The 11,720-nt window shown below is 70.3% G+C and carries 8 protein-coding genes; 4 read left to right on the top strand and 4 right to left on the bottom strand.

The window, feature by feature from the left end:
* Positions 1–49: 49 nt before the first annotated feature.
* Entirely contained in the window at positions 50–2,626 is a 2,577-nt protein-coding gene (pepN, locus tag WH07_RS07460; RefSeq protein WP_046496812.1) for an aminopeptidase N, read from the bottom strand.
* A gap of 128 nt (positions 2,627–2,754) precedes the next feature.
* Here pepN and WH07_RS07455 point away from each other — a divergent pair, with 128 nt between their 5' ends.
* Positions 2,755–2,985 (top strand): ribbon-helix-helix protein, CopG family, encoded by a 231-nt coding sequence (locus tag WH07_RS07455; protein WP_046496803.1) that lies wholly within the window; start codon positions 2,755–2,757, stop codon positions 2,983–2,985.
* Positions 2,972–3,319, top strand: a complete 348-nt coding sequence (locus tag WH07_RS07450; RefSeq protein ID WP_046496801.1) for a type II toxin-antitoxin system PemK/MazF family toxin — start codon at positions 2,972–2,974, stop codon at positions 3,317–3,319. Before WH07_RS07455 ends, WH07_RS07450 begins: the two co-directional genes overlap by 14 nt.
* Before the next feature lie 322 nt (positions 3,320–3,641).
* On the opposite strand, the gene WH07_RS07445 is transcribed toward WH07_RS07450, so the two are convergent.
* Together WH07_RS07445 and WH07_RS07440 are read right to left on the bottom strand one after the other, a co-directional pair.
* Entirely contained in the window at positions 3,642–4,670 is a 1,029-nt protein-coding gene (locus WH07_RS07445; RefSeq protein WP_046496799.1) for an aspartate-semialdehyde dehydrogenase, read from the bottom strand.
* A gap of 195 nt (positions 4,671–4,865) precedes the next feature.
* On the bottom strand, positions 4,866–8,171 hold the full coding sequence (locus tag WH07_RS07440) for a S8 family serine peptidase (protein ID WP_198533745.1): 3,306 nt from the start codon (positions 8,169–8,171) through the stop codon (positions 4,866–4,868).
* A 270-nt stretch (positions 8,172–8,441) separates the two neighbouring features.
* Here WH07_RS07440 and WH07_RS07435 point away from each other — a divergent pair, with 270 nt between their 5' ends.
* Together WH07_RS07435 and WH07_RS07430 are read left to right on the top strand one after the other, a co-directional pair.
* The gene (locus WH07_RS07435; protein ID WP_046496795.1) at positions 8,442–8,897 is read left to right on the top strand and encodes an NUDIX hydrolase; all 456 of its coding nucleotides are present in this window, start codon (positions 8,442–8,444) and stop codon (positions 8,895–8,897) included.
* Positions 8,898–8,986: 89 nt separating this feature from the next.
* Positions 8,987–10,150 carry a serine hydrolase domain-containing protein gene (locus WH07_RS07430; protein WP_106409524.1) on the top strand — a complete coding sequence of 388 codons (1,164 nt, stop codon included), beginning with the start codon at positions 8,987–8,989 and terminating at the stop codon, positions 10,148–10,150.
* Between the two features lie 312 nt (positions 10,151–10,462).
* Here the strand turns inward: WH07_RS07430 and WH07_RS07425 are convergent, their stop codons facing one another.
* On the bottom strand, positions 10,463–11,533 hold the full coding sequence (locus tag WH07_RS07425) for a hypothetical protein (RefSeq protein ID WP_046496793.1): 1,071 nt from the start codon (positions 11,531–11,533) through the stop codon (positions 10,463–10,465).
* Positions 11,534–11,720: the final 187 nt, after the last annotated feature.

Here is an 11,720-nt window from a genome sequence, read left to right as displayed (position 1 = left end):
CGTGGGGGCTTCGAGGGGGCGGCCCGCTCGGGCCGCCCCCCACCGGCCGTTACGCGGTGGCTGCCGCCTCGTCCGCCCGCTGCGCCCTCAGCGCGCGCTCGACACCCGACCTCGACTCCGAGACCAGCCGCCGCAGCGCGGCGTTCGGGCCCGCCGAGGCCAGCCAGGCGTCCGTCGCGTCCAGCGTCTCCGGCGAGACCTGGACGGCCGGGTAGAGCCCGACCACGATCTGCTGCGCCATCTCATGGGAGCGGGACTCCCAGACGTCCGAGACCGCCGCGAAGAACTTCTCCGTGTAGGGCGCCAGCAGCTCGCGCTGGTCGGTCTGCACGAAACCGCTGATCACGGCCTCCTGGAGGGCGTTCGGCAGCTTGTCGCTCTCCACCACCGACGCCCAGGCCTCCGCCTTGGCCTCCGGCAGCGGGCGCGCCGAGCGGGCCGCCGCCGCGTGGCGCTCGCCCGCGGCGGTCCTGTCGCGCTCGTACTCCGCCGCGATCTCGTCCTCGTCGTGCAGTCCCACCGCCGCCAGCCGCTGTACGAACGCCCAGCGCAGCTCGGTGTCGACGGCCAGGCCCTCGATCGTCTCCGTACCGTCGAGCAGCCCCTGCAACAGATCGAGCTGTTGCGGGGTGCGCGCGGTCGCCGCGAACGCCCGGGCCCACGCGAGCTGGTGGTCCCCGCCGGGCTCGGCCGCGCGCAGATGCGCCAGCGTGGCGTCCGTCCACCGGGTCAGCCCCGCCTCGCGCCACGCGGGCGCCGCGTACAGATCGAGCGCGACCTTCACCTGGCGGTGCAGCGACTGCACCACCCCGATGTCCGACTCCTTCGTGATGCCCGACAGCACCAGCTCCAGATAGTCGCGGGTGGCCAGCTCGCCGTCGCGCGTCATGTCCCACGCCGACGCCCAGCACAGCGCGCGCGGCAGCGACTCGGTGAAGTCCCCGAGGTGCTCGGTGACGACCCGCAGCGACTCCTCGTCCAGACGGACCTTCGCGTACGACAGGTCGTCGTCGTTGAGCAGGATCACCGCCGGGCGCGGGGTGTCCGCCGGGAACGGCACCTCGGTGCGCGCGCCGTCCACGTCCAGCTCGATCCGGCTGGTACGGACCAGACGGCCGCTCTCGTCCAGGTCGTAGCAGCCGACCGCGATCCGGTGCGGACGCAGGACCGGCTGGCCCTTGGCGCCCGTGGGCAGCGCGGGCGCCTCCTGCAGTACCGCGAAGGACGTCACATGCCCGGCCGCGTCCAGTCCGATCTCCGGGCGCAGGATGTTGATGCCGGCCGTCTCCAGCCAGGCCTTCGACCAGGTCCGCAGATCGCGCCCGGAGGTCTCCTCCAGCGCTTCCAGCAGATCGGAGAGCCGGGTGTTCCCGTACGCGTGCGCCTTGAAGTACGCCTGGACACCGCGGAAGAACTCGTCCTGCCCGACATACGCGACGAGCTGCTTCAGTACGGACGCGCCCTTGGCGTAGGTGATGCCGTCGAAGTTGACCAGCACATCGTCCAGATCGCGGATGTCCGCCATGATCGGGTGCGTGGACGGCAACTGGTCCTGGCGGTACGCCCACGTCTTCATCGAGTTGGCGAAGGTCGTCCACGACTGCGGCCAGCGCGAGCCCGGCGCGGCGGCCAGGCAGGCGATCGAGGTGTAGGTGGCGAACGACTCGTTCAGCCACAGGTCGTTCCACCACTCCATGGTGACCAGATCGCCGAACCACATGTGCGCCAGCTCGTGCAGGATGGTCTCGGCCCGCATCTCGTACGCCGCGTCCGTCACCTTCGAGCGGAAGACGTACTGGTCGCGGATGGTCACCGCGCCCGCGTTCTCCATGGCGCCCGCGTTGAACTCCGGGACGAAGAGCTGGTCGTACTTGGCGAAGGGGTAGGCGTAGTCGAACTTCTCCTGGAACCAGTCGAAGCCCTGCCGGGTCACCTCGAAGATGGCGTCCGAGTCCAGGTATTCGGCGAGCGAGGGACGGCAGTAGATGCCCAGCGGCACGGACTGCCCGTCCTTCTCGTACGAGCTGTGCACCGAGTGGTACGGGCCGACGATCAGGGCCGTGATGTACGAGGAGACGCGCGGGGTCGGCTCGAAGCTCCAGACGTTCTCCTTGGGCTCCGGCGTCGGCGAGTTGGACACCACGGTCCAGCCCTCGGGGGCCTTCACGGTGAACTGGAAGGTCGCCTTGAGGTCGGGCTGCTCGAACGAGGCGAAGACCCGGCGGGCGTCCGGCACCTCGAACTGCGTGTAGAGATAGGCCTGCTGATCGACCGGGTCGACGAAGCGGTGCAGGCCCTCCCCGGTGTTGGTGTACGCGCAGTCGGCGACGACCGTCAGCTCGTTCGGGCCCTGGAGCAGATGCGGCAGCGCGATCCGCGAGTCCCGGAAGACCGCGGCGACATCGAGCGCGCTGCCGTTCAGTACGGCCTCGTGCACGGCGGGCGCGACCAGATCGATGAAGGTCTCGGCTCCGGCCTCGGCGCTCTCGAAGCGCACGGTGGTCACGGACCGGTAGGTGCCGCCCTCCTGCGCGCCGCTCAGGTCGAGATCGATCGTGTACGAGTCGACGGTGAGCAGCCGCGCCCGCTCCCGCGCCTCTTCACGGGTCAGATTTGTGCCTGGCACCCGGTTCATCTCCTCGGTTCGTGACGTTTCGGCCCATCCTTCCACGGGGGCAGGACCGGACGCCCGGGAGTAATCCGGCGGGGCAAGCGGGGTGGCACGGTCATTCCTACCCGGGTAGCATCTTGAGTATGAAGATCAGTGTGAGCCTTCCGGAGGAGGACGTCTCCTTCGTCGACCAGTACGCGGCGGCCTCGGAGTCGGCGTCGCGGTCCGCGGTGATACACGCCGCGATCGAGCTGCTGCGCGCGTCCCGGCTGGAGGAGGACTACGCGGCCGCGTTCGAGGAGTGGGACGCGAGCGACGACGCGGCGTTCTGGGAGCGGACGGCCGGGGACGGGCTGGCCGATGCGCAGGGGTGACATCTTCCTGATCGACTTCGAGCCGGTGCGGGGGAGCGAGGCCAACAAGGCACGGCCCGCCGTGGTCGTCTCCAACGACGCCGCCAACCGCTCCGCCGAACGGAGCGGCAAGGGCGTCGTGACGGTGGTCCCCGTCACCTCGAACACGTCCAGGGTCTTCGCCTTCCAGGTCGCCCTGTCGGCGGAGGAGTGCGGGCTGACCAAGGACTCCAAGGCGCAGTGCGAACAGGTACGCGCGGTGTCGCCGGACCGGATGCGGCAGCGGCTCGGTTCCGTACCGAAGCAGCGGATGACCGAACTCGACGCGGCGCTGCGACGGCATCTGGCACTCTGAAGAACCCAGCCCGTCCGGCGTCCGGCCAAACCCAGCCGGTCCGGCCGAACTCAGCCCGTCCGGCGTTTGAGGACGGAACCGTCAGCCGTGACGCCGGGCTTCTTCTGGTGCGGGCCCGCCCTGGTCATGCTCCGGCCGCAGGCCGAAAAGTCAGCCCGTCCGGCGTTTGAGGACGGAACCGTCAGCCGTGACGCCGGGGCTCCTTCTGGTGCGGGCCCGCCCCGGTCATGCTCCGGCCGCGGGCCGAAAAATCAGCCCGTCCGGCGTTTGAGGACACAGCCTGTCCGGCGACTGAGGACGCCCCCCATCAGCCATCAGCCCATCAGCCCCTCAGCTCCGCCGCCACCAGCTCCGCGATCTGCACCGCGTTCAGCGCCGCCCCCTTGCGCAGATTGTCGTTGGAGACGAACAGCGACAGCCCGTTCTCCACCGTCTCGTCCACCCGGATCCGGCCCACGAAAGACGCGTCCTGGCCCGCCGCCTGGAGCGGGGTCGGGATCTCCGACAGGGTCACGCCCGGCGCGTCCTTGAGCAGCTCGTACGCCCGCTCCACGCTCAGCGGGCGCGCGAACCGCGCGTTGATCTGGAGCGAGTGGCCCGTGAAGACCGGCACCCGCACACAGGTCCCGGAGACCTTCAGCTCCGGGATGTCCAGGATCTTGCGCGACTCGTTGCGGAGCTTCTGCTCCTCGTCGGTCTCGAACGACCCGTCGTCCACCAGATTGCCCGCGAGCGGCACCACATTGAAGGCGATCGGCCGCTGGTAGACGGCCGGCTCGGGGAAGTCCACCGCCGCGCCGTCGTGCGTGAGCCGGTCCGCCTCGTCCACGACCTTCCGCGCCTGGCCGTGCAGCTCGGCGACCCCGGCGAGGCCCGAGCCCGAGACGGCCTGGTAGGTCGCGGCGACCAGCGCGGTCAGCCCGGCCTCCGTGTGCAGCGGGCGCAGCACCGGCATCGCGGCCATGGTGGTGCAGTTCGGATTGGCGATGATGCCCTTGGGCCGGTTCTTGATCGCGTGCGCGTTGACCTCGGAGACGACCAGCGGGACCTCGGGGTCGCGCCGCCAGGCGGAGGAGTTGTCGATCACGACGGCGCCCTGCGCGGCGACCTTCCCGGCGAGCGCCTTCGAGGTGGCGCCGCCGGCCGAGAACAGCACGATGTCGAGCCCCGCGTAGTCGGCCGTGGAGGCGTCCTCGACGGTGATCGCCCGGTCCTGCCACTCGATGGTGGTGCCCGCGGACCGGGAGGACGCGAAGAGCCGCAGCTCGGTGAGGGGGAAGTCCCGCTCGGCCAGGACCCTGCGCATGACCGTACCGACCTGACCGGTGGCTCCGACGATTCCGACCTTCACTGGGGCTCCTCACTCACGACTGTCCCGGGAACGCGTTCCCACATCATGCGTCTGTCCCGGGCCGGGTTGTCCAATCCATTGTCCAAAGGACGGAACGGCCCCGGCGGAACTGTTCCGGGCGGAAGGGCCCCGGACGCGGGAACGCCGAAGGGGCGGGCGCCCGCGTGGACGCCCGCCCCTCCATTACCGCACGGGTTACGGAGTGACGCTTCCGATGATCACGCTGCCGGTGCCCGCGGCCGTACCGCGCGCGTTCAGCAACTGGACCTCACCGAAGAACTGCCGGCCCTCCGGAGCCGCGCTCTTCACCAGCACCTCGGCCGCGACCTGCGCCGAAGCACCGCTGTCGAGCTTGACCGCGCCGCTCGCGCTGATCGTGCCGAGCCCGTCCGAGTAGTACACGTCGCGGTAGTCGTACGCCGTGGTCCCGGCCGGGACCGAGTAGGCGTCCACCACGGCCGTGTACGTACCGGCGGCCGGCCTGGTCAGGCTGACCGTCTCGTCGGCGCTGGCGCTGGTCGAGGCACCGACCTGCACACCGTCCCTGAAGACCAGCAGGTCCAGGTCGGCCCCGTTGTCCGAGGCACCACCGATGGTGAAGTCGAGCTTCTCGACACCCGCGCCGATGGTGACCGTGGACTCGATCTGGTCGCCGTCCGCGATCGTCGGGCGGGTGACCTTCGCCGAGCCCAGCGAGCCGCCGCCGAGCTTGCCGTCGATGGCGGCGAAGCCGTTGGTGACCTTCCACTCGACCGGCGCCGGAGTGCCGATCTTCGCCGACGGAATCGTGGTGACCGCCGGGTCGAAGACCGCGCCGAGCACCGACACGTCGAGCTTGTACGGGTTGTCGAGCAGCGGCGACGTACGGCGCGACTCGACCTCGATCTCCCAGACACCCGGCTGCGGGTTCTGGTACGACCGCAGATCCGGGCGGCAGGTGTTGCTCGGGTTGTTGTAGTTCGGGTAGCAGAAGATCGTGGAGCTGTCCTCCATCTGCGTACCGTACGGGTGGATGGAGATGAACCGGGTCTGGCTGCCCGCGGCCAGCCCGCCCAGCGCCACCTCCAGCGTGCGCGCGCCCTGAGGCACGGTCAGGAAGTACGACTTCGAGCTGTTGCGCTGCACCGAGTCCGACGCCGTGAAGGCGTACGCGGGCGTGGCCAGCGGCTTCGAGACGACCACGGTGGCGAGGATCTGCTTGTCCACGCCCTCCGAGTCACGGTCGTCCAGCTCCAGGATCGCGCTGTGGACACCGGCGGAACCGGGCTTGGCCTCCACGGTGACCGTGACCGGGTGGTTGAGCGGCAGCTCGACGTTGTGGCTGCCGATCAGCCGGAAGGTTTCGGCGTCGTTGTACTTCCACTTCAGCCGGTGCTCCACCGGGCCCGCGGGGCCGGTGGTCCGGGTGATGGTGATGTCGTACGTCCTGGTCTGGCCGACCCGGAGGCCGCCCTCGCGGTCGTACAGACCCGTGCCGAAGCCCGGGGTCTTGAGGAACTCGTCGATCGCGGTGTCGACCGGGGCCTTCACCGTGTACTGGTACGAGCTGGTGTCGCGCTGGATGGCCTTCCACGCCGCGACGACATCGATCAGACCCGCGCCCTGCTCATGCGCCTGGAGACCGTCGATCTTCTCGGCGGTGCTGGTGAGCGCGGTCCGCAGCTTGGCGGGGGTGAGGTCGATGTGCTTCTGCTTGGCGGCCGAGATCAGCAGCGCGCTGGCGCCCGCGGCCTGCGGGGAGGCCATCGAGGTGCCCTGGAGCATCGAGTAGCCGGGCGGCAGGGCGTAGCCCGCCTCGGCGACCGGGGCGCCGGGCAGCCAGGTCTGGGTGCTGTTGATGGCGGCGCCCGGAGCGGTGATGGTCGGCGTGAAACCGCCGTCCTCACGCGGGCCGCGCGAGGAGAACGGCAGCAGGCCGTACTTCTTCGTCACACCGGAGCCGTAGTTGGCGGCCCAGGTCTCCTTGGAGATCGACGCGGCGACGGAGATCACCTTGTCCGCCAGGGCCGGGTCGCTGATGGTGTTGGTGCCGGGGCCGTCGTTGCCGGCCGAGATGACCAACTGCACGCCATAGGTGTCGATGAGCCGGGTGTACAGCTCCGACCTGGCGTTGTTGCCGTCGTTCAGCGGGGGCAGACCGCCGATCGACATATTGACGATGTCCACACCGCGGTTGACGACGAGGTCGATCATGCCCTCGGTGAGCGCGATGCTGGTGCAGCCGCCGCTCCAGGTGCAGGCGCGCGAGGAGACCAGCTTGGCGCCGGGCGCCGCGCCGTTCATCTTGCCGCCGAACAGCCCGTTGGCAGCGGTGATACCGGCGACGTGCGAGCCGTGCGCGCCCTCGATGACACCGATGCTGACGAAGTCGGACTTCGCGCCGGCCGCGTTGTAGACGACGTCCTTGCGGATCTCGACGACGAACGGGATGCGCTCGGCCACCGGGGTGGCCGGGTTGTCCGTACCGAAGTAGCCGATCTGGAAACCGTCCTTGTACGGCTTCATCGCGGTGTCGTTGGTGAAGTCGCCGTCGTTGTTCAGATCGACGCGGACGGTGCCGGCGGCCGGGTCGTACAGCACGCCCCAGACATCGGTGGTGTCGCCGTCGCGGTTGAGGTCGCCCGCCATCTCGCCGCCGAGCGTGGCGTTCTCACGGAACAGGTTGAACCTGTACGAGCCGGCCGGAGCCGTCCACGTACGCCCGCTCAGGTTGAACGTGGGCCCGGACACGGCGGTGTTCATGATGCGCCAGGTGCCGTCGCCGTCCGAGACCGGGTCGGTGGCGGTCACCCAGTCGACGATCTTGCGCTCGCCGGTGGTGGTCTTCTGGAGTGCCGGGTGCCCGAGGTCGACGCCCGAGTCCAGGATGCCGATGGTGACACCGCGGCCGTCGGCCGTCGGGTTCTTCCTGACGAAGTCGACCGCACCGGTCTCGAAGGACGGGTTGTACGGGTTCTCCGCCGCGGTCTTGCTGCTGGGCGCCGGGTACTTCTCGGCGTCGCCCGCGCTCTTGGCGCTCTTCGGACCCTGGGCGGTGTCGGCCGCCGGTCGCGGGTCGTCGAGCTTGATCTCCTGGTTGAGATCGATGCCATGGACGGAGGAGAGCTTCTGCGCCGCCTTGATGGCGGCGTCTGCCCGGGCGGTGGGCAGCGTCGCCCGGACATAGCCGAGCTTGTCGTACGTCTTGCCGACCACGGCGCCGGGTACGGCGTCGAGCTGGCCGGCGACCTGCTCGGTCGCCCCTGGAGCGGTGGCGACCATGACTGAGATGTTCTTCTCACCCGCGGCCTCGGCCTTGGCGAGCAGATCGGCGTCGGCCGCCCCCAGCTTGTCGGAGGACGACTTGACGGGGGCGGGGACGGCGGGGCCGTCGGTGCCGGTCGCGGAGAACGCGGGGACGGCGCCGGAGGCGATCAGCGCGGCCACCAGGCCGGCTGCCGCCGCGACCCTGGCCACGCGTCTCGGTCCGGATATGGACTCGGATTCGGAGGTCATCAGCATCCCTGAGTGGTGAAAGAGACAGTCCGGATTTCGGTACCGGATGACCGCTCAGCTTTTCGTAAGAGAAGGGGGTTTGTGGAGAGTCGTCAGGGGCGTGATTCGGTCATGGCGGACATCCGCCAGTGCGGCGGTTGCGCCATGGGGGATCAATGGGGCGAGAGGTGCGAACGGGACGCGGAGGCGCGAGGGCCCGGCACCGGCCCGCCCGGGTCCGGTACTGATCCGCTCAAGTCCCGGGCCCGAGGCCGTTCCCAGTCCTACTCTCTCGGGATGAACCAGGAGCTACGAGTGGCCGCCTACGCGGTGTGCGTCCGGGACGAACAGATCCTTCTCGCCCGCTGGGTGTCCCGTGACGGCACAAAACGCTGGACTCTCCCCGGCGGTGGCATGGAGCACGGCGAGGATCCCGTCGAGACGGCGGTCCGCGAGGTCGAGGAGGAGACCGGCTACGACGCCGAGATGACCGCGCTGCTCGGGGTGGACACGAGGCGCCGCCGCTACCCCCGCAAGCTGGGCACCTACGCGGACTTCCAGGCCCTGCGCATCATCTACGAGGCCCGGATAACCGGCGGTTCGCTGCGTCCGGAAACGGGCGGTTCCACCGATCTGGCGGCCTGGCATCCGCTCACCGCGGTCGAAGACCTGGACCGGGCCGATCTCATCGACACCGGCCTGAGATTGTGGCGTGAGCGGCCTGCTCTCGGCCGCTTCGCGGTGAACGGCTGAAAACGGGTCAACTCGTTCGGGGCGGAAAACCCTTTCGCGGCTTCGGGCGTCCTGCCTGCCGATCGCATCGGTACAACAGGGGAGTTCACATGGCAGTACGTACGGTCCGGATCGCGCTCACCGGCACACTCGCCGCGGTCGCCCTCGCGAGCACCGCCCTGGTCGCGCCCGCCGTGGCGAGCACGGCGCCGGACAGAACCGCCGCCGCCCACCGCGCCACGCAGGAGGCGCTCGCCGCCGCCGTCGAGGAGGGCGTACCGGGAGCGCTGGCCCGCGCCGACGACCGCAAGGGCACGTGGAACGGCTCCGCGGGCGTCGCGGACCGCACGACCGACCGGCCGCGCCTTCCGCAGGACCGTTTCCGTGTCGGGTCCATCACCAAGACCTTCGTCGCGACGGTGCTGCTCCAGTTGGAGGCGGAGGGCCGGGTCGATCTGGACGACAGCGTCGACAGCGTGCTGCCGGGAGTGGTGCGCGGCAACGGCTACGACGGGCGCGAGATCACCCTCCGCCAGCTTCTCAACCACACCAGCGGCATCTTCAACTACACCTCGGACGAGGACCTCCAGAAGAAGATCTTCGGGGAGGGCTTCTTCGAGCACCGCTACGACACATGGAAGCCGCGCGAGCTCGTCGACATCGCTCTGGCCCATCAGCCGGAGTTCGCACCCGGCACGAGCTGGAGCTACTCCAACACGAACTTCGTCCTCGCCGGGATGGCCGTCGAGAAGCTGACGGGCCGCCCCTACGCGACCGAGATCGAGCGCCGGATCCTGCGGCCCCTGGGCCTGCGCGCCACGACCGTCCCGTCCACCGATCCGCGGATGCCGCAGCCGTCGGGCCGGGCGTACTCGATCCTCATCCCGGACCCGGCGGCGCCGATCCATGACGTCACCGAACTCAACCCGTCGATGGCGGGGGCGGCGGGCGGGATGATCTCCGACCCGGCCGACCTGAACCGCTTCTACAGCGCGCTGCTCCAGGGCAAGCTGCTGCCGAAGCAGCAGCTCAAGGAGATGAAGACGGCGGTCTCGATGGGCGACGAGGCCCCGCCGGCCAGCGGCTACGGCCTCGGCCTCCAGGTCCAGCAACTCTCCTGCGGTGTGCGGGTCTGGGGCCATGGGGGCGGGATCCACGGGTCGTCGTCGGGCGCGGTGACGACGGAGGACGGCACGCATTCGCTGTCGCTGAACTTCAACGCGGACTGGGTGGGGGACACGGGCGCGGTGGTGGAGGCCGAGTTCTGCGCCTAGCCGCGGCGACGCGGTTCGTCCTCAATCGCCGGACGGGCTCCGATTGTGCCCCGGCGCCAGGTAAACCCAGCCCGTCCGGCGTTTGAGGACGCAACCGGGGCCCCGGCGCCGACGTCGGCCCGTTCGTCCTCAATCGCCGGACGGGCTTGTTTCTGCCGACCGGCGCCGGGTGCGCATCCGGCGCCGGTCGCGGGCAAATCCAGCCTGTCCGGCGATTGAGGACGGAACCGTTCGCCTGGACGCCGGGCGATCGTTGCGCTCGGCCGCAGGCCGGAAAATCCAGCCCGTCCGGCGATTGAGGACGCAGGGGTCCTACCGCGGTAGGACCTGGACCCGTGCCGCCGGGTCCCTCGCGTCCGCGGTCATCAGGGCCGTGCGGACCACCGTCGCCTGTTGGTCCAGCGATTCACGGAGTTTTCGCGGGGTCAGATGGACCACCGTGATGCCCAGCCGCTCCAGGTGCTCGCGCTTGCGCACCGCCTCCGCCCAGCCCGCCCCGTCGTCGTCCTCGTCCGCCGCCGCCCTCGTGTCCAGTTCCACCGCGACCGCGAACTCCGGCCAGTACGCGTCCACGGTTCCCAGCTTCGCCCCGCCCGGCAGCCGCAGCTCCACGTTCCAGACCGGCTCGGAGAGCCCGTGCGCGCGGACCATTTCGTACAGGCGGCCCTCCGCCAGCGTCCGGCCCTCGGCGAGCAGGGTGTCCACGGCCTGGACCACATGGGGCCGGGCCAGCAGCCCGGACAGGGTGAGTTCCCGTACCACCACGGCCGGTTCGCAGTGGCCGCCCCGTACCGCCTCGGTCAGCAGCGCGACCACCGCGCGCGCCTCGGACAGGTCCGCGATCGCGTCTGCCACCGCGCGGGCCACGGGCGCCACCGGCAGCCCGGTGACCTGTTCGGGCCGGGGCAGGGCGTGCGCGCGGATGAGCCGGGCGAAGCCGGTGGACCGCAGCCGCCGGGTGCGGGGGACCAGAACGTCGATACGGTCCAGCGAGAGCAGCCCCGGCGAGGAGGAGAAACCGTACAGCGCCAGCGCCGCCGGCCCGGTGATCATCACGGAGTCGTACGCGGGCGCGTCCGGCCCCGCCTGCGCGGGCACCGGCACCGCCTTCGCGGCCGGCCGCCCCGCGTACAGCAGCACCGCGCGCAGCCGCTCCTCGCTGGTCGGTGTCCCCGGGTGCAACAGGAAGACCCCCGGCAGCAGTTGCTGCCAGGGGCCGCCGGGCCGGCACTCCGCGGCGGCCCGGGGACCGCCCACCCCGTGCTCACGCAACTGCGCGAGCGTGAGCACACGGCGACGCACATCGCGGGACGCGGAGAGATCGCTGAGCGGAGCCGATGAGCCGGAGGACAGGGGGGCGAGGGGGGTGGTGTTGTTGTTCATGCCCCGGTCATCCCCGGCTTCGGCCGCTCCTCTAACCCCTGTTACGACTTCGTCGACAAAAATGGACAAGCTCGGCCTAAAGTACGGACGTTCGACTGCCGATGATGCGCGACTCGTCGTACGAATCAAACGGGCCGCGCCTCCTCACGCCCGCCCCCGGTCACACCGCCGCGCCCCCGGTCACACC

The organism is Streptomyces odonnellii (assembly GCF_000981895.1).
GTDB lineage: Bacteria > Actinomycetota > Actinomycetes > Streptomycetales > Streptomycetaceae > Streptomyces > Streptomyces odonnellii.
This window is presented reverse-complemented; position numbering and strand designations above follow the sequence as displayed.